Genomic DNA, 25,831 nt, shown 5'->3' on the forward strand with positions numbered 1-25,831 from the left:
GAATGGCTTCACCCCGTACAACATCGGACCGACGTCCCACTATTCCCACCTCAGCAGTTATGCTTGCCAGTGAGATGACCGCCACGTAGGAAGGACCACTGTGTCTCCCATTCGTCTTATCGCACGGCCCATGCTGGCCGCCGGCTACATCCTCAACGGCGTCGAACGACTGCGCAAGCCGGAGGCAGCGGCCGCATCGGTCGGCCCGCTCCTCAACCAGGCTCGCAAGCAGGTCGACGTCCCCGTCGACGCAGTGACTCTCGCCCGAGCCACCGGTGTTGCACAGGTCGCTGCCGGTTCGATGCTCGCCATCGGACGCTTCCCCCGCCTCAGCGCATCGATCCTCGTCGGCACCTACCTGCTCGACACCGTCGGTGAACGTCTGTCTGCTGACAAGACGACGTCGAAGGAGGAGAAGAAGGCTCGCAACGAACGCACTCTTCTGCGGACCTCGATGCTCGGCGGTGCCCTGCTCGCCGCCGTCGACACTGCTGGACGCCCCGGCCTGTGGTGGCGGACCCAGCACGCGGCCGAAGACCTGTGGTCGAGCGTGGAAGACACCTCGAAGCAGGCTCTGAGCGCACTCGGAGTTGACTGACATCTCCACGCACACTCCCCCGGCGACCGGCGACTGGCAGCCGCCGGTCGCCGGTTCCGCCGTCTCTGCCACTGTGACCGTTCCCGGTTCCAAGTCTCTGACGAACCGCTATCTCATCCTTGCGGCTCTCGCCCGTTCCGGATCCGATCTCAGGGGATGGCTTCGCAGCCGCGACACCCTGCTCATGGTCGACGCCCTGCGTCGTCTCGGCGCCGTGATCGACGAAGACGGCGATGAGCTCCACATCGAGCCGATCCCCTTCCCGGACGGACACGTACCCACAGACGCAGCTGCACAGGACTCCGCACCGATCACCATCGACTGCGGTCTCGCCGGAACCGTGATGCGCTTCATCCCCCCACTTGCCGCGCTCACCGGTCGTGAGGTCGTCCTCGACGGCGACGAACAGGCCCGCGTGCGGCCGATGTCGGTGACGATCGAGTCGCTGCGGGAGCTCGGTGCGTCGATCACCTCCGCAGCGAGCACATTGCCGATGACGATCCACGCCGACTCTCAGCTGCGCGGAGGCCACCTCGGCATCGATGCCAGCGCCTCCAGCCAATTCGTCTCTGGTCTGCTCCTCGCCGCTCCCGTCATGCCTTTGGGACTCGAACTCACCAACACTGCGGACTCGGTGCCCAGCCGAACGCATGTGGATATGACGATCGAAGTCCTCCGCGACGCGGGCGTCGACATCAGCGAGCCCGAACCCGAGCGCTGGATCGTCGAACCAGGACTTCCGCGCGGTCTCGACGTGCAGGTCGAACCCGACCTGTCCAATGCCGCAGCCTTCGCAGCGGCGGCCGTGGCCACCGCCGGATCCGTGACCATCGCCGACTGGCCCGTGCACACCACGCAGGCAGGTGACGGCTTCCGCGAGATCGCCGAGGCGTTCGGAGCCACGGTGCGCCTCGATAGGGAAGGACTGCACGTGCAGGGCCCGGACCGGCTCACCGCTGTCGATCTCGACCTGTCGGCCGTCGGCGAGCTCACCCCAGTGGTCTCGGCTCTCGCAGCTATGGCAGAAGGAACGTCGCAGCTGCGCGGAATCGGGCATCTGCGTGGGCACGAGACCGACCGTCTGGCGGCTCTGACCAGAGAGTACGGTGCCATCGGCGTCGATGTCGTCGAGCACGCCGAGGCACTGACGATCACCGGCACCACACACCTGCGCCCGGCGCTGTGGCATACCTACCACGACCACCGCATGGTCATGGCCGGTGCCGTCCTCGCCCTGCGCAATGACGGAATGGTCATCGAGAACGCCGGCACCGTGGCCAAGACTCTGCCTGCCTTCACCCAGCTGTGGGAAGCCATGCTCACCCCCGGAGCCTGATATGGCGAAGATCTTTCGCGATGAGGACTACCGCCCCCGGCCGAACCGACGCGGTTCACGACCGCGGACGAAGAACCGCCCTGACCACAAAGACGCTGTATCGGGCCTGGTCACCGCGGTCGATCGGGGCCGGTACCGGGTCATCCTCGCTGACGACGACGGGAACTTCCCGTCGAGTCCCCCGATTCGGAAGAAGGGGAAGCGGTCACGGGGGGCCACCTCGGTGACGGCGGTGCGCGCCTCGCACCTGCGCAAGCAGGCGATCGTTCCCGGAGACGTCGTCCGCCTCGTCGGCGACACCTCGGGGGCCGAGGGGACCCTGGCCAGGCTCGTGGAGATCACCGAACGGCAGACCCTGCTGCGCCGCAGCGCCGATGACACCGACCCGACCGAGCGCGTCCTCGTCGCCAACGTCGACGTCATGGGCATCGTCACGGCCACCGTGGACCCGGATCCCTCTTTCGGTCTCATCGATCGCGCACTCGTCGCGGCCTTCGATGCCGGGATCACTCCCCTGCTCATCGTGACGAAGACCGATCTGCGCCCGGCGACGGAGCTGAAGGAACGCTTCTCCGCGTCCGGGATCGACATCGTCGAATCCTCCATCGATCCCGACGCCGAGCCGACCGATACGACAATCGCCGCGAACGATGCGGCCCGCGACGAGACAGAACCTCACGCCGAGGTGGCCGAGCGTCTCCGTGGACGCATCAGCGTCCTCGTCGGCCATTCCGGGGTGGGCAAATCCACGCTGACCAACGTTCTCGTTCCCGCCGCCGAGCGCGCGACGGGCCATGTCAACGACGTGACCGGACGCGGACGTCACACCTCGTCCTCGGCCGTGTGCCTGCCGTTGGAACGCGGCGGATGGCTCATCGACACCCCGGGAGTGCGTAGCTTCGGCCTGGCCCATGTGGACCGGGAGACCCTGCTCTCCGCCTTCCCCGAACTCGTCGAGGCCACGGCCGATTGCCCCCGCGGATGCACTCACCTCGCGGACTCTCCCGGCTGCCGACTCGATGAATGGGTGGCCGACGGCAAGGCCGGACCGGGAGGAGTCTCACGGCTGGAGTCCCTGCGCCGGCTGCTGCCCTCGACTGGATAGGCTGGAGGCATGAACGACCTCGACTTGGCGATCGAACTCGCCGATCTCGCCGATGCCATCAGCCACCCGCACTTCCGGGCACAGGACTTCGCCGTCGAAACCAAACCCGATCTCACCCCGGTCACCGAATGCGACCGTGCGGTGGAGAAGGCGATCATGGATCGCCTCACAGAGGTTCGACCCGATGACAGCGTGCTCGGTGAGGAATTCGGTGCACACGGGCAGTCATCGCGACGGTGGATCATCGATCCCATCGACGGAACGAAGAACTTCGTGCGCGGGGTGCCGGTGTGGGCGACGCTGATCTCCCTCTACGACGGTGACCAGCCGCTGCTGGGAGTCGTCTCCGCTCCCGCGCTCGGTCGCCGATGGTGGGCAGTAACGGGCCAGGGCGCCTACGCGACCGAGCTCGGGTCCCCGGCCGAACGCATCGCTGTGTCATCCGTCGATTCTCTCGCCGATGCGTCCCTGTCGTATTCGTCGCTGTCGGGCTGGAAGGAACTCGGCATCCTCGATGAGTTCCTCGATCTCTGCGATTCGCTGTGGCGCACTCGCGGATACGGCGACTTCTACTCCTATATGCTGCTCGCCGAGGGTGCTGTCGACCTCGCCTGCGAGCCCGAGCTCGCGCTCTACGATATGGGAGCGCTCGTACCCATCGTCCTCGAAGCCGGAGGCACCTTCACGAACACGGCCGGACTTCCGGGGCCCTTCGGCGGCAATGCCCTGGCCAGCAATTCTCGCCTCCATGAAGCCGCACTCGACCGACTCGGTCGGGTCGCTCCCGCGGAGGTCTCCTGATGCCGGACATCATGGGAGCCCCGCTGTGGCATGAGATGGCCGAGGCCGCAGGGCTCACGAATCCGGACGGGTCGATCGGTGAGACGATCTACGGGCAGATGACGAAGTTCGCCGCCGAGGTCGGAGCCGTCAACCTCGGACAGGGCGCTCCGGGCACGGAGCCTCCGGACGAGCTCATCGCCGCAACGGAAGAGGCGATGCGGGCCGGTTTCAATCAGTACGCCCCCGGTCAGGGATACCCGCAGCTGCTCGAAGCTGTGGGCGCTCAACGCGGACGCGATTTCGGACAGCACGTCGATCCGGACGAGGTGCTCTACACTGCGGGCGCCACGGAGGGCCTGACCGCCGCGATCCTCGCACTGCTGCCGCCGGGCGGCTCTCTCGTCGCCTTCGAACCGTTCTACGACTCCTATCCGGCGGCGATCGCCGCCGCCGGCGGAACACTGCACACGGTGCCGATCCTGCCCGATGGCCGTGGTGACTTCGCCCCGGACTGGGAGACTTTCGACCGAGTGATCGCCGAGGTCGATCCGGCGATCATCCTCGTCAACACTCCGCACAATCCCACCGGGTTCATCTTCTCTGCCGCTGATCTCGGCCGGATCGGACGAGCCGCCGAGGCGGTCGACGCCTGGGTACTCTCCGATGAAGTCTACGAGCAGCTCGTCCTCACTGATCTGGGGCATGTGCCTCCCGCAGTTGCCATCGAGGATTCTGCACGCGTCGTCACGGTCTCCTCGGCGGGCAAATCATGGAACACGACAGGATGGAAGATCGGCTGGGTCATCGCCTCTCCCGAGGTTCGCCAGGCCATTCAGACCGTCAAGCAGTTCCTGTCGTTCACGGCCGGCGGTCCGATGCAGATCGGAATGGCCGATATGCTGGACGGCGATTCGCAGTTCGTCGCCGAGAACCGAGCTTCGCTGCGGGCACGCGCCGATGTCCTCGTGCCCGCCTGTCGCTCGGTGCCGGGCGCTGAAGTGTCCACTCCGCGCGCCGGCTATTTCACAGTGGTTGACTTCTCTGCGCTGACGGATCGCGATGCCTTCGAGCTCAATGAGCTGCTGGCCAGAGAATTCTCCTTGGTCGGAATTCCCGTACCCGCTCTGTGCAGGCAGGGCAGCCCGGCGTATGAGGCCTATAGGTCCTCGATCCGATATTCGTTCTGTAAGTCCGTTGCCGATGTCGACAAGGGCGCACAGCTATTCAACGCACTCGGAGGGCACCTGCGGGAGCACCCGGACGCGCTGCGTCGGAGGAACTGAGTATCGCTGGCTTTCGTGGTCGAGGCACAATGAGTTCCTGATACGCGGGACGGCACGGGCATCGCCGCGCCGAGGGACAGGAGTCGCGGCGCCCAAAGACGCCAGAAGGGGCGAACCGCATAGACGGTTCGTCCCTTCTGTCTCGGGCAGCGACGCTGCCCGCTGAGTCTGGCTCCGTGTCGGCGCACGCGCCGATCAGCAGCCCAGCTCAGGGCATATCAGGCTTTGACGAGCTCCAGTTCGAGTTCGATCTTGATCTTGTCGGAGACGAGAAGCTCTCCTCCGCCGAGGACGGCTTCGAAGGACATTCCGAAGTCCTTGCGGTTGACCGTGGCGGTGGCCGAGAGGCCGGCGACCTGGTTGCCGTTCGGATCGGTGGCAACTCCTGCGAATTCGGTGGCGAAGGCGACTTCCTTGGTCACGCCGCGCATCGTCAGTTCGCCGACGGTCTCGAACTCATCGGCGCCGTCGGCCTTGATCGCGGTCGACTTGAAGCTCAGCTTCGGGTGTTCCTCCGCGAGGAAGAAGTCACCGCTCTTGAGGTGACCGTCGCGCTGTTCGTTGCGGGTGTTGATCGAGTTCGCTGAGGCCTCGGCGGACACGGCGCTGTCTTCGAGGGTCTCACCGACGTTCACGCTGCCGGCGATCTCTTCGAAGTGGCCGCGGACCTTCGAGACGCCCGCGTGGCGAGCGGTGAAGGTGAACTCCGAGTGGATGGGGTCGATGTTCCAGGTTCCGGCGGTGAGTCCCTGAGGCAGAGCAGTCATGATTTCTCCTTTTGGTTGAAATTTGAAGTACAAGAATGACTATAGTTCAACTTTCAACCAGATGCAACCGCTGCAGATGAACGGCAAGTGACCATGTGGCGGAGGTCACCTGTATTCGGTTTGGCCGCCAGGTGACCCCTCGTGTAAAGTTAAGAACACGCCGCGGGGTGGAGCAGTTCGGTAGCTCGCCGGGCTCATAACCCGGAGGTCGGGGGTTCAAATCCCTCCCCCGCCACGATAGCGGCAGAACCCCCAGTCAGTTCTCTGACTGGGGGTTCTTCTCATTCACACCCCTTGCCGACCGACTTTGCAGAGCCGATTCCCTACCGACCGCTCGGCTCAGCGTCGACCGCTCGCCGCATAACTCGATACAGTGACGGCAACTCGAGCGCTCGGCACGTCGAACGCCATCAAGCACCCAGGCAGATGACGATCTGCAGAGCGCACGGTCTGTTTCACCGCACAGCCTTCATCTCGCATCAAGCCGATGCCGAATCTCGGACTGACGCAGCGCCTCAGACAGGTGCGTTGCCCTCAGCTGACGCAGCACCTCAGACAGATACCGCGCACCTAGGCTGACGCAGCGCTGCGAGTGCGTCCAGAGAAGCGAGCGACGCCGGTCTCACCTCCGGCGAATCCATTGCGAACGACGAACGCCCCTGGGATGTCCCAGGGGCGTTCGTCGCGGAAAGTCCGAACTCGGTCGGCACGGCCTCTCAGCGCCGTACCGGTTCGCCTCCGACTCAGTTGCCCGAGTCGCCGCCTTCGTCAGCCGGCTCCGAGGCAGGAGCGGAGGATTCCTTGCCCGCCGCATCCTCGGCCAGCGACGGGTCAGCGGCGACGGCATCCTCAAGTGCCTTCTTCAAGCGATCCTGAGCCTTTCCGTACTCCGCGAAATCGCCGTCCTTCAGCGCGGCATCGGAGTCCTCCATGGCCTTCTTCGCCTCCTGCAGAGCATCGTTGAGAGCCTTGTCCGGCGAGCCGGACTTCGAATCCGCGTCCTCTCCGCCGGAGGTCGATCCCGACTCGCCGTCTCCGCTGTCCTCGGTTCCGGCGTCACCGGCCGAGGCTCCGGAGTCTCCGCCGAACACCTGGTCGAGCGCCTCGTCGAGGGTCGGAGCGAACCCGATGTCCTCACCGAAGGCCACGAGCACGTGCTGCAGCAGCGGATAGGAGGTCTCACCGGCAGACCGGACATAGACCGGCTGGACGTACAGCAGACCGCCGCCGATCGGCAGAGTCAGCAGGTTGCCGTTCTCGACTTCGGACTCACCCTGACGCAGCAGGTTCAGACTGCGCTGCACATCGGGTGCGGTGTTGAAGTTGTTCTGAGCCTGACCAGGTCCGGGCACAGTGGTGTTGCGCGGAAGCTGCAGCAGCCGCAGCTTGCCGTAGCCCTCGGCTGTCTCGCCCTTCTTATTGCCGGCATCGGCATCGGCAGAGAGGAACCCGGTGAGGTTGTTTCTCGACTGCCCCTCGGACGATCGAGCCGGGATATACGAGCTCGTCAGCGAGAAGGACGGCGACTGCTGGCCCGGCATCTGCAGGGTCATGTAGAACGGCGGCTGCGTCAGTCCGCTGCTCGCCTTCGTCGTCGGGTCGGTCGGCAGGGTCCAGAAGTCCTGACCGGAGTAGAACTCACTGGCGGAGGTGACATGGTACTTCGTGAGCAGGTCGCGCTGGACCTTGAACATGTCTTCCGGGTACCGGACGTGGCTCATCAGATCGCCGGACATCTCCGAGGACGACTTGATGAGTCCGGGGAACACCTTCATCCAGGTCTTCAGGACCGGATCGTCCTTGTCCCACTGGTACATGTCGACGGAACCGTCGTAGGCATCGACGGTGATCTTCACCGAGTTCCTGATGTAGTTGACCTCATCGTCCGGCAGAGTCGCCACCGAATTCGGAGCCGACGCCGTGGTCGAATCCTCGGTGGCCTGCTGGAGCGGCTGCGGTGTCGAGTACGGGTAGTCCTCGGCAGTGGTGTAGCCGTCGAGGATCCACTTGATCTTCCCGTCCACGACGGCCGGGTACGGATCTCCGTCGACCTTGAGGAAGGGTGCGAGCTTCTCCACACGCTCGCGCGGGTGACGATCGTAGAGGATCTGGGACTCGTCGTTCAGCGCGTCCGAGAGAAGGATCTGCTCGTCCTGGAACTTCAGGGCGTAGGCGAGGCGGTTGAACACATTGCCCACCGACGGTCCGCCGTCACCGGAGAAGGTGCTGTTGACCTGGCCGGAGCCGCTCTTCTCATCGGAGGGGTAGTCGAGCTCACGCGGAGTCGCGCCCTTCGGGGCGCCCACGATCGAGTAGTCCGGAGATGACTCTCCGAAGTACACACGCGGCTCGTAGTCGGGGAACTCGCCCTTCGGCGGAATATCCGACTCCATGAACAGCGGCTCGCCGTCCGGGTTGCGCTGGTTGCCGTTGGCTGCGACCACACCGAATCCGTGGGTGTAGACGATCGCCCGGTTGAACCAGCTCTGGTTGTTCACCGAACTCGGGGCGAGTTCACGCACCGAGATGACGGTGTCGCGCATGTCTCCGTCGATGTTGTAGCGGTCGACGTCGAGCTTCTGCGGGAACGAGTAGTACGGTCGCACCTGCTGCAGCTGCCGGAAGGTGTCCGAGACGAGGTTCGGGTCCAGCAGACGGATCGACGCCGCGGTCTCGGCGTCCTTGCGCAGGTCGCCCTTCTTGCCAGTGGTGCTCGGCGAGTACGGAGTCACTTCGATGTCATCGAAGTCGAACGCATCGCGCGTGGCATCGATGTTGTGCTGGATGTAGTCAGATTCCTTGCTCTGCTGCGACGGATTGACCTGGAACTGCTGAAGCAGGGCCGGGTACGCGATGATCGAAACGCCGCCGAGCACGATAAGGGTGAGCGTGGCGATGATCGAGATCCGCCAGTTGCCCTTCCACGCGGTGTAGACGAACAGCAGTGCGACCAGGACGGCGGCGATGGCAACGATCGCCATGGCCGGCAGGGCGGCATGATCATCGACGTAGGTGACGCCGGGGACGATCCCGCCGGCAGCGGTCATCCGGTCGTAGCGGGAGAGCCACAGCCGACCGGCCTGAACGATGACGAGAACCGCCACGGTGATGCCCAGCTGCCACTGGGCAGCCTTCGTCAGGATGACGCCCTTCTGCTCCCCCGGACGGATTCCGCCGAAGAGGTAATGGGCGACGAGGGCGGCGATGAGCGCCAAGAGCAGCGCCATGCCAAGCTGGTTGCCGATGAGGCGCAGGCCAGGAAGGACGAAGACGAAGAACGACTTGTCGAGACCGAACTGAGGATCCTTCGAGCCGAAGGACGTCGAGTTGATCCATTCGAGGATCGTGTTCCAATGCGCCGAGGCGGTGATGCCGGCGAGGACACCCATGACCGCGGGAATCGCGATCGTCGCGACCCGACGCAGAGGCTCGATGGCCTCACGATAACGGTCGAGGTTCTCCTGTCGCGGGGTCGTCGGCGCGTAGACCGGACGATGGCGGTAGGCCAGATGAAGACTCAGCCAGACCGGGACGGCCATGAGGATGAATCCGCCGAGGAATGTCAGCCCGCGGGTGAGCCACATGGTTCGGAAGACGTTCGCCGCGTCGATCTGGCGGAACCACAGCACCTCGGTGTAGACCTGGGTGAAGGCGATGAAGGCGATCAGCAGGATCGCCACAGACACGAGGGTGAGCAGCAGCGGCGAACGTCTTGGCCGATTCGCCGGCATGCGTGCGGAGGTGGGTGAGGACGAGGTGCTCACTACTGCCCTTTCTCATTGTTGTCGGCACCATCGGCGGGACATTTCGGCAGGTCCGAAGTGTTGCCGGCGGCGTACTGCTCCACGGTGGTCTGCGCGTCATCGAGCGTGTCGATGCGCGCCACCGTGATCTTGGATTGGTCCGCGGCGGCCATGACCTCCGCGCAGTTGTCGGCGGGAGAGAGGAACAGCGTCGCTCCCTTCTCGGTGGCGGCGGCCACCTTCTGGCGAGCACCGCCGATCGGGCCGACCGTTCCGTCAGGGGTGATCTCTCCCGTGCCAGCCACATGCTTGCCGCCTGTCATCGCACCGGGAGTGAGTTCATCGATGATGGCCAGCGCGAACATCGTCCCGGCTGAGGGACCGCCGACGCCGTCGACGTTGAACTTCACGTCGACGGGGAACTCGAAGTCCTGCTTCATCGTGATGCCGATCGCCTTGCGGTCGTCGACCTTCGCGGGAGTCAGGGAGATCGTCTTCGATTTCCCGTCGCGTTCGATGCCGAGCTCGACGGAGTCCGTCCCCTGCACTGTCCTGCTCATGATCTGCGCGGCCTGGGGATCGGAATCGAGCTTCTTGCCGTTGACCGACATGAGTCGGTCTCCCTTGCGCAGCTTGCCCTGAGCCGGAGCATCGGCGACGACGTCATCGACCGACAGATGCACGGAGTACGACTTGTCCATCTGGCCCATGGCGGCGGCGATGGCGACATCCTGGCTCGAGGACATCTCGACCGCATTCGATTCGGTCACGTCCTCGCGAGTGGTGTCCAGCGGGTAGTACGCCTCCGTGGGGACGACGGTCTGTTCGCCGTTGATGAGTGCGCCGAGTGCCTGAGAGGCAAAGATGTCGCGACCGGGTCCGCCGCTGACGGCGACGGTGAGCATGTCGATGCGGCCTGCAGTCGGATAGGTCTTGGCTCCGGAGACGCTGATCATGGGGTCGCCCTGGTAGTCGCCGAGGGTGTTGAAAACCGGTCCCGGCAGCTGAAGCATGTACGGAACCGGCAGAAGCACGGCCAGCGCGATGAAGACGTAGGTGAGGACGCCCGAGGTCGTGGCCAGACGTGGAGTCCGTCGTCGTTTGGTGCCGCGTGTCGGTGCCGGTGACGCCGGCACGGCCCGAGGGGCGTTCTCTGTCATGTAATCCTTTCGCTGCACCGCCCCACCAGTCTAGTTGAAACCTCAGCGTCCGTTTCACAGACTCCTTTCGCCCGGTGCGAACATCCTGCGAAACCTCCCGGAATTGGGAAGCTTCGCACATTCGGAACCGTTAACGTTGATGTCAAACCGATTCTTGGGGGCTGTAGAACAATGACCGATGACAACAACAACGAACAGAATCCGTTCGAGCAGATCTTCGGAATGCTCTTCGGCGCCAATGGTCCCGGATCCGGTCAGGGAGATGACAAGAACAGTTCGGGCATGCCGCAGGGCTTCTCGATCGATCCGGCGATGATGTCCACGATCATGAATCAGATGCAGGGGCTCTTCGGGCAGGGTGCCGATTCGCAGGCCCAGGCAGTGTCGATCGCTCAGAAGGCGGTTCCGACTCCCGACCCCTCTGTATCCGAGGACGCTGAGCGGGCGACGACCGATGCGTTCCGTCTGGCCGAGCTCTGGCTCGCCGAGGCCACCGACTTCTCCGTCGCCAACCGCTCCGCCCGTCCGCTGCGCCGAGCCGACTGGGTCAAGGAGACGATGCCCGGTTGGCAGAAGTTCGTGCTGCCCATCAAGGAGAACATGTCCTCGGCCCTGACGGACACGCTCGAGTCCCAGGTCCCGGCCGAGATGAAGGGCATCCTCGCAGGCGCATCGTCGATGTTCGGATCGATGAGCGATTCGATGTTCGCCATGCAGATCGGACAGGCCGTCGGCGCGCTGTCCGAAAGCGTCCTCACCGGCACCGAGGTGGGACTCCCGCTGCTGCCCCACGACACTGCCGTGGTCATCGAGAAGAACGTCGAGACGTTCGCTTCCGAGATCGACGTCGACGTCTCCGAGGTCCGCATCTACCTCGCGGCTCAAGAGCTCGCCCACCTCGCTCTGTTCGAGCGCGCCCCGTGGCTGAGCGCCCAGGTCGAGACCGCTCTGACTCGTTATGCGCAGGGACTGAAGGTCGACACCTCGCAGATCGAGGACATGGCGTCGAACATCGATCCGTCGAACATCTCCGACCTCAGCGACAATATTCGCCAGGGACTGTTCAACCCGCCGACGACAGACGATCAGAGGAAGGCGCTGACGTCTTTGGAGAACCTCCTCGCCGTCATCGCCGGGTGGGTCGACGTCGTCGTCTATGAGGCGTGCAAGCATCTGCCAGGTCGCGATCAGATCCGCGAAGCGCTGCGCCGTCGGCGGGCAACCGCGGGACCGGCGGAGAAGACCTTCTCAACCCTTGTGGGTCTCGAGTTCAACCCCCGTCGCCTCCGCGATGCCGCCGCGCTCTTCGCGTATCTCGAGACGCAGGGCGGCGCCGAAGCCCGCGATCGCGTGTTCTCCCATCCGGATCTGCTGCCGACCACGCAGGATCTGGACGACCCGCTGGGCTATTCCGAGCGACGTCAGGCCGAATGGACCAACGAATCGAGCATCGATGAGGCCCTGTCCCGCATTCTCGCCGAGGGACTTGAGGGAGCCGGCGGCAGCGATGCGAAAACAGAGTCCGAAGAGACGGATCGCAACGACTCTGCGCCGACCGATGACAGCAGCTCCGACGACGACAGCTCCGACGATCGCGACGATCGCTGAATGATCGATCTCGATACCGCCCGGCAGGAAGTCGAGCGCGGACCGCGGAACTCATTCTCCGCGTCCTTCGCGGAGCTATTCGACCGGCAGGGTGCCGATGCCCTGCACCGCTCCGGCGGTGAGCACCATCTCACAGCCAGCTGTCTGGTCATCGATCCGGTCACCGAGGCGGTTCTGCTCAACCACCACCGGAAGGCCGGGCTGTGGGGTCAGTTCGGAGGACACCTCGAATCTGTCGACACCTCGCTGCATGATGCCGCTCGCAGAGAGGCCGAAGAGGAAAGCGGTCTGCGCCCGCTCGCACGAGTCACTGCCGATCCCATCGACGTGCATGTGCATGACCTCTCGGCCGCGTTCGGGACCTGCACCCGACACTTCGACGTCGTCTTCGCAGCCCAGGCTTCGACTGACGATTCGCCGAATGTGTCGGAGGAGTCCTTCGACGTCGCCTGGTTCACTCTGGACCGACTGCCCGCTGACCTCATGCCCGACCTGCCGGACCGGCTGCCGGGCCTCTTCCGCTCCGCTGTGTCAGCGCTCAGCTCCCACGCCTGAAACGCTCCCCATCGCTGAATCCTTCGAGATAGATCTTTGCGTCGGTCTGCCGCGGATGGCGATCGGCCAATGCATGGAATTCCTTCGAGTGGGGACCGATCTGGAGATGGACGAGTTCATGGACGACGACCGTCTCCAGCACCCAGCGCGGCACGGCCTGCAGGCGATGGGAGACGCGGATGTCACCCGTCGACGTCGTCGTTGACGCCCATCTGCTGACATTCTGATTCGTCACCCAGCGGATCGACGTCGGTCGCAGCCTGCCGCCGAAGAAACGACGGCTCATCTCCTCAGCCAGCTCGGCGAGGTCGGCATCCGACGAGTGATCACGGGCGGAGAGGCGATTGAACAGATCCGTCAGCGAACGGATGTTGCGCTCCACGCTGTAGCGCTCAGGAGTGCGCAGCACGTAGGTCTCGACCTCCTTCGAGACGGCGACGGTCTTCTTCCGCCGTACCGATCGACGCACTTCGATCTCACCCCGGGCGATCGCCCGCAGCACCTCTTCTTCACTCCACCGCTGTGCTCTGCTCACCGGACCATCATAGGAAACCGCACTGACACGGTGACAGTGCCACCGGCACCGTGGCGGCGTCTCTGCAGCGGTTCTGAAGACGAACAGCCTTCGGAGTTTGTGAGTTTCCTGAGTCTGCCGAAAAGTTGAGGTCGAATCCCCCGTCCACAGCCGCCTCCGAGAACGCAGTCCCCGCAGAACGGGAGCTGATCCGACCCGGGAGCGTGTTTATCAACAGTCATATCGACACTCAAGGCGCCTTTCCTCCACAGACTCCACGGCGATTCCCACAGGTTATCCACAGGCTGTTGACGTGTCTGTGCATGACGGTGCATTGACGCGGAGGCTTTTGCGGAATAAGTTCTATGCTTGACCCCGGAAAACCCGAGGATGCGTGCGGAAGGGGAAGCCGCACGAGTCCTCGCGAGCGCCTGGGGCACTATGCGGCTGAGGGCATGCCGAGACGCGCTTCCCGGCCTGTCCTCAGCCGTTTTTCCACAGGATTATCCACAACTTCTCTCCTGCCGTGGCCATTCCGGCTCTCGTTCACTACTGTGGAAGTCTCCACGATGGCGAGGCGAAGGGGCCGAGATGTTCAGAATCTTTCCGAGTGTTCCCATCACATGGCGTTCGTCCTCGTGCATCCAGTTCGGCGCAGATGATCCTGTGCTCATCGATGGGCTGCTGCTCGGTGACGCCAGTCTCATCGAAGATCTCCGTCTCGGCATCGGCTCGGCTCAGTTCTATTCACGCGCTCAGGAACTCGGGGTCGACCTCAGCAGGGCGAGCTCCCTCATCACCCTCCTCGGCGAGGCAGGTGTCCTCATCCCGGCCGACGCGGACGGCGGCACCGTACCGAAGGGGTCCCCGGTCTTCGCCGCGGCGCGCATATTCAATCTGTCGCCGGATCGGGTCTCCCAGGTCCTCAGGTCCCGGCCCGTGCTGGTCACGGGTCCATTGCGCTCCCATGTCGAAGGGCAGCTGGCGGCTCTCGGATTCGCCGTCGCCGCGGCTCGCCGTGTCGAGGAGCTCGATCTCATGGCTTCACCGGTGGTGGTCACGAGTTCTCACCTGGTTCCGGACCTCAATTCCGCCATGTGGCTCAGTGATCGCGAAGTCGACCACTGTCAGGTCGTCCTCGGTGAGCAGTCTGTGGAGATCACGGGACTCATCCGGCCCGGTTCGACACCGTGCTCTGTGTGTTCCTGCCTGCACCGGAAGGACAGCGATGCCGGTTGGCTCGATCAGCATCCGCGTCTGCGTGCCCTGCCGGAGCGTGAGAGCCTCAGCGATCCCGCCGCACGCATCCTCGGTTCGGCGCATGTTGTTCAGATGCTTCGTCAGGCGCTGCTGCGCCCCGAAACAGCACCGATCCGACGCGTGGTCACCTTGGATGCCGGCGAGGTCACGGATAGTGGAATGACCTTCCACGATCGCTGCCAGTGTCGCACGCCGGTCCCGGATTTCGGGTCAGTCGCCGAGCAGACCCAGTAGGTGAGTTCCGTAGAGTTCGAGCTTCGTCGCACCGATGCCGGGGACCCGCGCAAGTTCGTCGAGGGTGCGGGGACGGACCTCCGCGATGACTGACAGCGAGGTGTCCGTGAGAACGAGGTACGGCGGCAGTCCCTGCTCCATTCCGATGCGCACCCGCCAGCGTCGCAGACGGTCCAGCAGCTCGAGATCGATGTCGGCAGGACAGTCCGGACATCGTCCGAGTGCACGGTCGAGGTGCGAGACCAATGCCCTCCCGCAGCCGCGGCAGCGGTTGAGCGCCGCAGAGTTCGACGCTGTGCGGCCATCTCCCATCGTCGGTCCCGACTGCCCGAGTTCGGCGAGGAAGCGTGATGACCTCCGCGGTCTCTGTTTGGAGTCGAACCGGGCCAGCGACCAGCTCATCCGCAGGTCTGTGCCTGCACGCGTCAGCGCCACGTAGAACAGGCGACGTTCCTCAGCGATGGCTCGAGGCGTCTGGGCATAGCTGATGGGCAGCAGACCTTCGCTGAGACCCACCAGGTGCACACTGTCCCATTCCAGGCCCTTCGCCGCGTGGAAGGAAGCCAGAGTGACGCCTTCGATGTCCGGGGCGAACTGGTGCTCGGCACGATCCGACAGGTCGCTGAGGAAGACCTCCATCGGCACAGGGAGTTCCTGACCGTGCTGATGCTCCTCGGCGAGGTCGACGAGGGCTTTGAGCGATTCCCAACGCTGTCTGCCGGCTCCGGCGGCCGGCGGCTCTCGGGTGAATCCGAGAGAGCCGAGAACCTCTGTCACGGCTTCGGTCAGACGCTGTCCGCTCGAGGTCGCGCGTGCGGCCTTGAGCATGAGAACGGCCTCCTTGACCTCTTTGCGCGCGAAGAAGCGCTCTCCGCCGCGCAGCACATAGGGAATCCCGGCTGCGGCCAGAGCCTGTTCGTAGGAGGGACTCTGTCCGTTCGTGCGGAAGAGGACTGCGATGTTGCGCGGACGACGTCCGGCCTGGATCTCTGCCGAGATAGCCTGGACGACCCCGGTGGCCTCGGCCTCGTCGGTCGGATACTCCACCATGCGCGGCAGGCGGCCCATCGGGTTGTCGGTCCGCAAGGTCAGCGCGGTCCGAGAGGTGTGTCGCAGCAGATTGTTCGCGGTGGACACGATGGCCTGGGACGACCGGTAGTTGCGCACCAGGCGGATCGTTCTGGCCTCGGGCATCGACGTGCTGAGCGAACCGAGCAGGCTCGCATCGGCTCCCGCGAAGGTATAGATGGTCTGAGCGGGATCGCCGACGACGCAGAGATTGTCACGGGGGCCCAGCCACCGGGAGAGAACATCGTATTGGAGCGGCGAGACGTCTTGGAACTCGTCGACGACGAAGTGCCTGTACTGTTCGCGGATCTCGGCTGCGATCGCCGGATACTCGGCCAGAACTCCCGAGAGCACGAGGAGCACATCATCGAAATCGAGCAGCCGTCCCCGTGTCTTCGCCTCCCCGTAGGCTTCGAAGATCCGCACCATATCGTCGACGCTCAGCTGACCGGGGAGGTCCCGGGCCGCTGCCTTCGTCGCATAGTCGTCGACGCCGAGCAGGGACGAGGCCGCGAACTCGATCTCCGACGCGACGTCTCTGGTCAGTTCCCGACTGGTCTCCAACCCGAGGCTCTGCATGACCGAGCCGATGATGCCCGCCTTGTTCTCGATGATCCGCGGAAAGTCTCCTTCGGCGAACCGGTCCCAGAAGAACCGCAGCTGACGCAGCGCTGCGGAGTGGAACGTACGGGCTTGGACCGCGGGGACTCCGAGTCCGCGCAGGCGTGAGCGCATCTCCCCCGCCGCCTTGGCGGTGAATGTCAGCGCGAGGACATGGTTGGCAGGGAACACATCCGACGCAATTCCAAAGGCGATCCGGTGCGTCATGGCGCGGGTCTTACCGGTGCCGGCACCCGCGAGGACGATCACCGGTGAGTCGAAATGGGTGGCGACGGCGCGCTGTTCCTCGTCCAAGGCCTCGAGCAGGGCCGTGGCCGAAGCATTCATGCGTTGTCCAACCAGCTGTACAGGAGCTGACCGGCGATGGAGATCGTCGATGGAGCGCGCACCTCGCCGTTCGCAATGGCAGCGCGCAGCTCCGCCCGGGTGAACCAGCGCAGCGAGGCGATCTCAGCCTCGTCGGCGGCGAAGTCTCGGCTGGGAGCGACGGCCGAGAAGCCGAGCATGAGCGAACAGGGAAACGGCCACGGCTGAGAGCCCAGATACCGAGGTTCGGTGACTTCGAGATGAGCTTCTTCCCAGATCTCGCGGATCACCGCGTGTTCGAGTGTCTCACCCGGTTCGACGAATCCGGCCAGGAGCGAATACCGGTCGGATTCCCAGGCGGCGTTGTTGCCCAACAGGACACGTTCGACTCCGTCGTCATCGGTGTTGACGATGACGACGATGACTGCCGGATCGGTGCGGGGAAAGTGTTCGCTTCCGGTCACCGGATCGCGGCGGACCCATCCGCCCATGATCGGAGTGGTCGGTGCGCCGGTGCGCGGGGAGAACAGGTGTGCACGATGCCAGTTTCCCAAACCGACGATCTCGCAGGCCAGGGATACCTGCACATCGTCAAGGGCTTCGGCGAGATGACGCAGGGTCAGCCAGACGGGTTCGGAACTGTCGATCCCCTCTCCCGGAGCGGTCAGCAGATCGGTGGCGTCCCGGGCGCGAGAGGCGTCCAATCGGGAATCGACGTGGCTGCGACCGTCGTCGTCCAAGGACACTCCGATATAGCGGGTGCCCTGTGGGTCTCGGCCGAGGTAGACCTCCGTCTGGCCCTCCGGCACAGCTTCGCGGTCGGTCAGGAAGAGCCCGCCGCCGGCGACGAGCAGCGATCCGCGATGTTCGAGGACGGCGAGGGCCCCTGAGGCCCAGATCTCGCTGAGGTCTCCGTCGTGGCCCCGAGTCAGATGGTCCCGATCGATTCCGTGTCGGGCGAGGCTGATCGGCTGCACTGGAGGCAATGGCTTCATGCCCTCCACGATATCTCAGCGTCCTGACACTCAGACCGTGGCCGTGAATGCCTGACCGGACCCGAATGTCCCCTCGGCAGACACGCTCGACGGCGAGTCCCGTGTCTCAGTCGAACCCAGACGGTAGATTGGGGAAGGTGGATACCAAGGCGCTCAAGTTGACTGCGATCGCGGCGACGATGCTCGACGGCTTCGTCCCGACGACATGGACACCCCTGCCGCCGCTGGATGCCGGAGTCAGAGTCCTGCTCGGCGATGACGATCAGCAGCTCGTCGCAACGGCTCAGACCCAGCTCGATCGGACCGCGGACATCGGCTCAGCAGCCGAGGCGGGACGAATCTACGAGTCCATGTATCCACACGCTGACTTCGTATGGCCGCGCCTGCGGGCCATCACCGAGGTGGACGCCGACTACTTCGACACGTCGTCCCCGACGACTGTGACACTAGCCGATCCGCTGCCGGGTGCGCCGCTGGGCGATGTGCCCATCTCCGACACTGCGCGGGCCAGTTCGCTGGCCCAGGCTCTGGCGACTCTGCATTCGGCTGCGCCCGAGCCCGTCGCCGATGCCGGTTTCCCGGTGGAGGATCCCTCTCGATCACAGTTCCTCATCCTTGAGCGCCTCGACCAGGCGGCGAGCACCGGACGAGTCCCGTCGTCTCTGCTGCAGCATTGGGAGGAGGAATTCGAGAAGGTGGCGCTCTGGCATTTCCTTGCCACGCCCATCCACGGTTCTCTCGATGAGACGAGCGTCTATACCGATCAGGAGCGAGTGCTCGCACTCGCCGAGATCGGTCGTCTGCGCGTCGCCGATCCGGCCATCGATCTGGCGGCGGCCTCCGCGCTGATCGATCCTGCCGCCCTGCCGACCTTCTACGAGGAGTACCGCAATTCCCGGCCCCGCGCCGACGAGCATGTCATTGCCCGCGCCGAGCTGTTGGCCGAATTCGCAGTGCTCGACTGGCTGCTCGAGGCGGTCGACTCCGGGGATGAAACCGCCGTCGAGGATGCCGCCGGGCTCCTCAGCTCGTTCAATGAGGTCCTGTTCGGTTCCTCGGCCGATGCAGCCGCCTCCACTGAGGAACCGACTTCTGAGTCCGCGATCGAACCTGCAGACGGTGGAGACACTCGCGGAGCGGCCCCGAATTCCTCTGCCCCGGCAGCGGCCGATGCTCCCGACGTGGAAGCCGCGATCACGGAGACCGCAGCCCCCGATGTGTTCATTCCCGGAGCTCAGCCTCCGTCGGCGCCCTCGGAAGACGATTCGGAGTTCGACTCCGAGCCGGGATCGCAGGTGCGGACCGAGCCGACTCGGGACGCCGACGAAACTGATGACGGGGAAGAGACCGGCCGGATCCGCTGATCTCAGCCCATGTCGTTGTCTTCCAGCCATTCGACGACTTCGGCCTCATCAGGCAGATCTGTGAACTGCACGATGTCGTCACTGCCGACGAAGTAGAACGTCCCCGTCACCTCGGCGATCTCCGGATGCACCCTGAGAATCGCGAACCGGTAGAGCGCCAGCTGCCATTTCATCACTTCGAGCACTGCCGCATCGGGTTTCTTCGAGGTCTTCCAATCCACAACTTCGGCATGATCCCCGGTGATGAAGACCGCATCGATCTTCCCCGGCACCCGGAATCTGCCGAGGACGAGTTCGAAGGACATCTCCACATGGTCGGCCCGACGCGTCGCGAACTCGGAGGCTGAGAATGTCTCCTGCAGCCGTTGGACCGTCGCGGCGTCGATCGGTCTCACTGATTCGTCTTCGCCGATTTCGATGCTCGACTGGCCGAAGTGCTGTTCCACCCAGGAATGGAAGGTCGTTCCGATCTCGGCCGCCCGGCTGGGCGGAGCCGGGATCGGACGCAGGGTCTGCGTACGGAAACCCTGCGGGTCCCTCCTCCATGCGACCAGCGCCGTTGCCGACAGACGGTCGGGCATGGCCGCAGCGGACACCGCTTCGGGCCGGTCACCGATGCGCAGGGCCTGAGCGGCGAAGCGCCCGATCGTTCCCGGATTATCGGCCAAGGACTCCAAGCTGACGTCCGGGCTCGCTTCGACCCAACCGGCGGCTCGCTGTGCGGCGGCGACCTGCTTCGTGCGCGGCACCGGCCATGGAGTGGTCTCGATGCGGTCCTCCGCCGTGTCGTCGGCAGGTTCCGGAATCTCCACTTCGAGGCCCAAGGCTTCGATCGCTTCGGTGAGGAAGGGCGAGGGGTCGTCGGGAACCGCGCGCGAACCCATCAGTTCCGCCCCGAGCCACAGATGCCTCTTCGCACGAGTGAACGCCACGTAGGCGAGGCGTCGCTCCTCCCCCTCGTGCGCGTCGGCGATCCGTGGACGGATGAAGTCTCCGATCCACTCATCCAGGGCCTTCTTCGTCTCGAATTCGGCCTCCCGCAGGTCGAAGTCGACGAGGTGTGCGCGGTCACCGCGCAACGGGTACGGCAGAGCCGTGCGATCCATCCACCCTTCCTTGTCCCGCGGCTCGGTGGGAAAGTCCTTGACCACCAGAGACGGAACGGCGACGGCGTCGAACTCCAGACCCTTCGAGGCATGGACGGTCATGATGTTGATCGCATCGGCTGCCGTCGTCGGCTCGGCGACGCTCAGCGCATCATGAGCTTCCATGAGACTGAGCCAGGAAAGGAAGCCTGTAATCGAGGGTTTGTCATCGGTGGCCGAGTACTGGCTGGCCGCGGAGAGGAAAGCGTCGACGGAGGCTCTGTGCAGATTGCGCAGCGAATCGCCGAGGCCCCAGATATCCGAATCGATTCCGGTCTCGGACATCGCGGTGCGGATGATCGAAGCCACGGTGCCGGTTCCCGACCGGGTGGCCCGCAGCGCGCGAGCCAACCGGACCAGACGATGCAGCGCCTCCGAGCTCAGACCGGACCGCTGATAGTCGGCGATGAGTCCCCTGTCAGCAGCTGTCCGCGCTCCTTGGTCGAGGACGCGCCGCACTTCGATGAGCTCATCGATGCCTTCGACGATCGTCGCCTGGTCGATAGCTTCGGCGATCACCTCCTCGGCGGCCGGTTCGGTTCGCTCGGACGCTCGCCGCTCGGTCTGACGGCGAGTGAAGGCCTGCAGCCCCGCGATGTCGCCTGCGCCGAGGCCGAGCATGCGTCCGCTGACGAGCCTCATGATCTCGTCGCCGGCCATAGGATCGACCGCAGCGGTGAGCACCGCGCGCAGATCTGCGACGAAGGGATCGGTCAGCAGCCCGGAGGAACCGTGCACGTGTACAGCGAATCCGGCGGCTTCCAGCGCCGCCGCGACCGGCGCGAAGTGGGCACGTTTGCGGCACAGCACGGCCTTCGACGAACCTGCGGGGATCGTGTGGAACCAATCCGTGAGTGCGCGCAGGCCCGTGGTGAGGAAATCGGGATCGTGGGCACCCGAGCTGATTTCGACACAGACTTCGCCCTCACCGGCATCATCGCGGGCCGACAGCGGAGACTCGCTGCTGTCAGCGAGTCCGGCGGCGATGCGGTTGGCCACCTGCAGGATCGAACGGTCGTTGCGCCAGCTTGTGCTCAGCGACAGTGATTCGACGTCCCGGAAGTCCGATGAGAAACGCACCATGTTGTCGGCGCTGGCGCCGCGCCAACCGTAGATGGCCTGGCGGGGATCACCGACTGCGGTCACTGCGGTGGAGTGGAAGAGGTCGCGCAAGAGCTTCAGCTGAGCCACCGAGGTGTCTTGGAACTCGTCGAGGAGGACGATCTTCCACCTGGCTCTCTCGGCCTCGGCCGCGGCGGGCACCTCGTCGAGGATGCGTTGGGCGAATCGCACCTGGTCGGAGAAGTCCATGGCCAGATTGCGCCGTTTCGCGCGCATATAGGCATCAGCCAGTCGGGCCGTTCGGATCTTCGCTTCGAGCTTTGCCCGTCGTCCATTGGGATCGACGGGCTTGCCCTTGCTGGACACCAGGGCAGCCAGGCACTGCTCAAGATAGTCCGTGACGTCGTCGACATCACGACCGTGATCATTCATCTGCCCTGCCAGGGCGATGACATCGGCGATCATCGTCTCGCGGGAGAAATCGCCGGGGATCTCGTCGGGTGGCGTCGAATCGATGAGAGTCCCGGCGATGGTGTGTGCCGCGGCGTCATCGAGGAGGACAGTTTCGGGTTCGATGCCGATGCTCACCCCGTGTTCGCTGACGATGGACGCGGCATAGGAGTTGTATGTGGACACGGTCGGATTGTCGAGACCGGGCAGTGAAAGGTCCTGACCCCGGCCGAGGTTGTGCCGCAGACGCGACAGAAGCACTCGGATGCGTCCGCCGAGTTCTCCGACTGCTTTGCGGGTGAAGGTCAGGCCGAGGATCTCTTCGGGAGAGACGAATTCGTTGGCGACCAGCCACACCACACGCTGGGAGATGACTGTGGTCTTTCCCGATCCGGCCCCGGCGGTGACTTTCATCGACTGTGCCGGGTCGGCCTCGATGATCACCTTCTGCTCCGGGCTCGGAGGGAGGGCCTGGGCAGGGTCGGCAGCCGTGAGCTCGGCAAGCCGCTCGGCGGTGAAGCGCATCAGTTCTCCTCCAACATCTTCGGGCCGATCGCCGGGCACGATGATCGGACGGGGCACGACTTGCACTTCTGCGGGTCGACCCGTGCGGGGAAGCTCGCGGCACGCATCCTGCCGGACACGTCGTCGATGAGTTCACGAGCCCAGTCGGGGTTCTCATCGACGTCGAGCGCCGACTGCTCCCGAACAGTGCGAGCCGACTTGCGCAGGAAGACGAGTTCAGCGCCGAAAGCGTGTGCATCGAGCTCCTGGTCCTCACCGATCCTGATGGTCCCGGAATTGATGGCTTCCTGATACACACCCAGCTGTGCATGCCGGTCCATCTCCTTGCCGGCGACGACGTTCCTGCCGGTCTTGAAGTCGACGATGCGCAGTCCGCCCTCGACCTCCTCGACTCGGTCGAGGCGTCCGGTGACCTTCCACTCACGTCCGTTCGAGTCGGCACCGACCGCATAGACCTGTGCTTCGACTCCGACGAGGCGGCCCGGAGTCTTCTTGATGTAGTCGCCGAGCCGGTCGGCCATGGTCATCGCCACATCGAATTCCCGTTCCCGTTCCCATTCTGCGTCGAATTCCAAGGACGCGAACTCAGTTTCCACGAAGCTGCGGATCGCGGAGGTGGGGCCCTCCGGATAGTTCTCGGCGGCGGCGTGGATGATGGTTCCGAGACTTTGGGCTGTCGACATCGGGCGGTCACCACCGTTGCGGGTGAGGAACCACCGCAGAGAGCAGTCGGTGAATGCTTCGACCTGGGAGGGTGAGACGCGAACCGTATCGGAGTCGGTGAAGAGCGGCTCATTCGTGGTGATGTCCTCAGCCTCGCGCCACTGCGTCGGTGACCCCACCGCCCCGCCACCAGCTGAGAGCGCCCGCATCAGCGCCGCCCATGACCGCGTGTCCGCGTCCGGAATCGCAGAGCTTTCGGCGCTTTCGGTCGTGGTGGCGTCCACAAGCGTCGACGATGGCCCCGCAGCTTCGACATCGGCCGCGGCAGCCGTCTGCAGCAGATGAGCGCGGGCATGTGCTGCCATCTCCGGTACCGTCAGCGGAGGCAGCTCATCCTCGTGGGTGATCGCATAGCCGTCGGCCGCCTCGGTGCCCTTGGCGGAGCCAGCGGCGAGCACATCGAAGAACGGGGACGGCTCGGTCTCCGCATCGGTGACGGCGGTGACGATCACGCGTTCCTGCGCACGGCTGAGCGCGGTGAAGAACAGCTCGCCCTCTTCACGCAGATTCGTCCGTTTCGCATGCGCGTGGTAGCCGGGGTCACCGGTGACCGTCTCACCCGTGGCGAGCACCGCCGTGAGATCGGTGAGGCCGAGGATTCCGCCGCGCAGCTTCGGGTTCGGCCAGACGCCTTCGTTGACTTCGGCGATGATCACCAGAGGCACACGCACATGGGCCAGTGAGGACGGGGTGCCCACCAGCACGTGGTCGGCGAATCCTGCGGTATCGGCCAGGGAATCCTGGGCGATGTCCTGTTCGGCGACGATGCCGGCGAACGAGCGAGCGGTGAAACCGCCGCGGTCGGCGATCTTCTCGGCCAGCGCGAACAGCCGGAGCACCGAATCGAGATAGCCGTTGGTCACCGATTCCGGGTCGCGCAGGGCTTCGATCTGCCATTTCTCAGCGACTCCGGCCGCGTCCCAGATGCTCCAGAGCGCTTGGTGGGGGTCGGTGGTGCCGACCTCAGCAGCGGCGTGGAGCATCCGTGAGATCGTGGCCAGTCCCTGTGGGGACGAATCGTCGATCGGGCTGCGCAGTGCCTGAGCCAGCGACGCCGTGCTGCTGGACGCCGGGAACTGTCTGCGCACTGCTCGCCGGAAACGGCGGATCTGCACGGGGTCGAGGCGGACGTAGATGCTGCCGGCCAGGGACAGAGCGAGGTCGGCGATCGACTCGTCATCGTCGAAATCAGGGGCGGCCGAAAGCAGGTCCAACAACGGTGCGGTCGCGGGGTCGACATTGAGCGGCTGCATGAGAGTGGCGATCGAGACCCCTGAGGCTCTCAGCTCATTGGCGATCGCGCGAGCACTCGACGAATTGCGGCAGATGAGTGCGACATCGGACCAGCTGTGCCCCTGTTCGACGAAGTTCGTGATCCGACGGGCCAGATATCGGTGTCCGGACGCACTGCCCTCGAATACGTGCGTCTCCACGGCAGGCTCGGACGACACGGGAGACAGCTCTTCAACCGGTGCCGCTGTCGGAGCTGATTGCGGCACGGTCGCCGACGCCTCAGCGGAAGCCGCAGAATCAACAGCATCCTCGAGGGGACGTGGGCGCGGCATATGACCGGTCGACCAGCGCGTGGTGATCCTGGCTCCGAAGCCGTCGATGGTCGTCGCCAATGCAGGGTCGACATCCCACTGACGATCGAGCACGACCGTTTCGAAGCCGGCCTCGGCCGTCGCCCGATCGATGATCGACGCGTCGGCTCCGTGGAAACGTCCGGTCACCGTCTCGGGCGAGCCGAACAGAGCGATGGCACTCCCCCTGGCCCGCAGCTGTTCGAGGATTCCCCAACTGGCGGCAGGGAAGTCCTGGACCCCGTCGGCCAGAACCACTGTGGGCAATCGGTCAGGGGCGAACGTCCACGAACGTCCGGCCGTCACCTCGGCAGGTTCGCGGAGGATCTCGAAAGCGGCAAGGGCGAGAACGGTCGCGGAGTCGACGCCCCCGTAGCCGGGCATGGACATGATGCCCAGATATTCGTCGAGGATCTCAGCCACGGCCTGCCACCGAGGGTCGGGGTTGTCGGCAAGGGCACGATCCAGGGCGCTGCGACCGAAGTCGAACACGTGTTCTGCGATCTCCTGCGACGTGTCGGGCGTGCGCATTCCGAAATCGAACTCCATCACTCGGTTGAGCGCGTCGCGGACCTCGGTTCGGAAGGCCGAGGTCGAGCGCACCTCGGCGGTGATCTCCGACGGCCACGCCGGGCCGCGGGAACGACCGAGTTCGTGTCCGGCGAGGAGATCGGCGAGGAACACATCCTGATCGGCACCGGAGATGAATTCGAGATCCTCCCCGGTCCGCGTCGTATGTGCGGCACGGGCGATCCCGTACGCGAACGACGCCAGACTGCGGGCCGGGGCGGAGGAGAGAACCGCGTCAGCGGGCAGCTCGAGACGATTGCGCAGCACATCGGCGTGATCACGGTCGGGTGTGAGAACGAGGACCGAGGCGGGGTCGATCGCCGACACCAGCTGTGCATAGAGCGACTCGAGCAGAGTCGTCTTCCCGGTTCCCGGCCGCCCGATGATATTCAGGCAGCCGCCCGAGAGCAGGGTGCTGCCCATCCGCTGCGTCATCTCATCCATACTCGTATTCCATCACGGCCCGCTGACAT

General features: G+C 64.8%; 17 protein-coding genes and 1 tRNA gene. 10 read left to right on the top strand and 8 right to left on the bottom strand.

Translation table 11 applies throughout. From position 1 onward, the window contains the following. Positions 1-100 precede the first annotated feature (100 nt). From ACU4IU_RS00915 to ACU4IU_RS00935, 5 genes are read left to right on the top strand one after another with little or no spacing between them, the layout of a single operon-like run. Positions 101-598, top strand: coding sequence for a DoxX family protein (locus ACU4IU_RS00915; RefSeq protein ID WP_139907894.1), 498 nt, complete (start codon positions 101-103; stop codon positions 596-598). Beyond that, positions 591-1,934, top strand: coding sequence for a 3-phosphoshikimate 1-carboxyvinyltransferase (aroA, locus tag ACU4IU_RS00920; protein ID WP_219922131.1), 1,344 nt, complete (start codon positions 591-593; stop codon positions 1,932-1,934). Before ACU4IU_RS00915 ends, aroA begins: the two co-directional genes overlap by 8 nt. A gap of 1 nt (position 1,935) precedes the next feature. Then, positions 1,936-3,039, top strand: a complete 1,104-nt coding sequence (rsgA, locus tag ACU4IU_RS00925; RefSeq protein ID WP_139466960.1) for a ribosome small subunit-dependent GTPase A — start codon at positions 1,936-1,938, stop codon at positions 3,037-3,039. Positions 3,040-3,048: 9 nt separating this feature from the next. After that, the gene (gene hisN, locus ACU4IU_RS00930; RefSeq protein ID WP_139466959.1) at positions 3,049-3,840 is read left to right on the top strand and encodes a histidinol-phosphatase; all 792 of its coding nucleotides are present in this window, start codon (positions 3,049-3,051) and stop codon (positions 3,838-3,840) included. Further along, the gene (locus ACU4IU_RS00935) at positions 3,840-5,105 is read left to right on the top strand and encodes an aminotransferase class I/II-fold pyridoxal phosphate-dependent enzyme (protein ID WP_139466958.1); all 1,266 of its coding nucleotides are present in this window, start codon (positions 3,840-3,842) and stop codon (positions 5,103-5,105) included. Before hisN ends, ACU4IU_RS00935 begins: the two co-directional genes overlap by 1 nt. A gap of 218 nt (positions 5,106-5,323) precedes the next feature. Here ACU4IU_RS00935 and ACU4IU_RS00940 read toward each other — a convergent pair whose 3' ends face one another. Beyond that, positions 5,324-5,872 carry a YceI family protein gene (locus tag ACU4IU_RS00940; RefSeq protein WP_139466957.1) on the bottom strand — a complete coding sequence of 183 codons (549 nt, stop codon included), beginning with the start codon at positions 5,870-5,872 and terminating at the stop codon, positions 5,324-5,326. A gap of 161 nt (positions 5,873-6,033) precedes the next feature. On the opposite strand from ACU4IU_RS00940, the gene ACU4IU_RS00945 reads away from it, so the two are divergent. Then, positions 6,034-6,107 (top strand) — tRNA-Met (locus tag ACU4IU_RS00945). 508 nt (positions 6,108-6,615) lie between these two features. On the opposite strand, the gene ACU4IU_RS00950 is transcribed toward ACU4IU_RS00945, so the two are convergent. After that, positions 6,616-9,636: a UPF0182 family membrane protein gene (locus tag ACU4IU_RS00950; protein WP_139466956.1), complete on the bottom strand. Its 3,021-nt coding sequence runs from the start codon at positions 9,634-9,636 to the stop codon at positions 6,616-6,618. After that, on the bottom strand, positions 9,636-10,775 hold the full coding sequence (locus ACU4IU_RS00955) for a YlbL family protein (RefSeq protein ID WP_139466955.1): 1,140 nt from the start codon (positions 10,773-10,775) through the stop codon (positions 9,636-9,638). The genes ACU4IU_RS00950 and ACU4IU_RS00955 overlap by 1 nt, the downstream gene beginning before the upstream one ends. 171 nt (positions 10,776-10,946) lie before the next feature. On the opposite strand from ACU4IU_RS00955, the gene ACU4IU_RS00960 reads away from it, so the two are divergent. Beyond that, on the top strand, positions 10,947-12,383 hold the full coding sequence (locus ACU4IU_RS00960; protein ID WP_139466954.1) for a zinc-dependent metalloprotease: 1,437 nt from the start codon (positions 10,947-10,949) through the stop codon (positions 12,381-12,383). Then, on the top strand, positions 12,384-12,938 hold the full coding sequence (locus tag ACU4IU_RS00965; RefSeq protein WP_139907689.1) for an NUDIX hydrolase: 555 nt from the start codon (positions 12,384-12,386) through the stop codon (positions 12,936-12,938). Here ACU4IU_RS00965 and ACU4IU_RS00970 read toward each other — a convergent pair. Beyond that, entirely contained in the window at positions 12,922-13,473 is a 552-nt protein-coding gene (locus ACU4IU_RS00970; protein WP_139466952.1) for a M48 metallopeptidase family protein, read from the bottom strand. The genes ACU4IU_RS00965 and ACU4IU_RS00970 overlap by 17 nt on opposite strands. A 570-nt stretch (positions 13,474-14,043) precedes the next feature. Between ACU4IU_RS00970 and ACU4IU_RS00975 the strand changes: the two genes are divergently transcribed. Continuing rightward, positions 14,044-14,946: a hypothetical protein gene (locus ACU4IU_RS00975; RefSeq protein ID WP_446655676.1), complete on the top strand. Its 903-nt coding sequence runs from the start codon at positions 14,044-14,046 to the stop codon at positions 14,944-14,946. Here the strand turns inward: ACU4IU_RS00975 and ACU4IU_RS00980 are convergent. Then, complete coding sequence (locus ACU4IU_RS00980; protein ID WP_446655677.1) at positions 14,923-16,962, bottom strand: UvrD-helicase domain-containing protein; 2,040 nt, start codon at positions 16,960-16,962, stop codon at positions 14,923-14,925. The genes ACU4IU_RS00975 and ACU4IU_RS00980 overlap by 24 nt on opposite strands. After that, positions 16,959-17,936 (bottom strand): NAD(+) diphosphatase, encoded by a 978-nt coding sequence (gene nudC / locus ACU4IU_RS00985; RefSeq protein ID WP_139466949.1) that lies wholly within the window; start codon positions 17,934-17,936, stop codon positions 16,959-16,961. The genes ACU4IU_RS00980 and nudC overlap by 4 nt, the downstream gene beginning before the upstream one ends. A 137-nt stretch (positions 17,937-18,073) precedes the next feature. On the opposite strand from nudC, the gene ACU4IU_RS00990 reads away from it, so the two are divergent. Further along, the gene (locus ACU4IU_RS00990; protein WP_229663904.1) at positions 18,074-19,300 is read left to right on the top strand and encodes an aminoglycoside phosphotransferase; all 1,227 of its coding nucleotides are present in this window, start codon (positions 18,074-18,076) and stop codon (positions 19,298-19,300) included. A 2-nt stretch (positions 19,301-19,302) separates the two neighbouring features. On the opposite strand, the gene ACU4IU_RS00995 is transcribed toward ACU4IU_RS00990, so the two are convergent. Both ACU4IU_RS00995 and ACU4IU_RS01000 read right to left on the bottom strand, forming a co-directional pair. Beyond that, a complete protein-coding gene (locus ACU4IU_RS00995) occupies positions 19,303-22,482 on the bottom strand; it encodes an ATP-dependent helicase (RefSeq protein ID WP_139466948.1) in 3,180 nt (1,059 codons plus the stop codon). Next, positions 22,482-25,802, bottom strand: a complete 3,321-nt coding sequence (locus tag ACU4IU_RS01000; RefSeq protein ID WP_446655678.1) for a PD-(D/E)XK nuclease family protein — start codon at positions 25,800-25,802, stop codon at positions 22,482-22,484. The genes ACU4IU_RS00995 and ACU4IU_RS01000 overlap by 1 nt, the downstream gene beginning before the upstream one ends. Positions 25,803-25,831: the final 29 nt, after the last annotated feature.

This window comes from Brevibacterium sp. CSND-B09 (assembly GCF_052906525.1).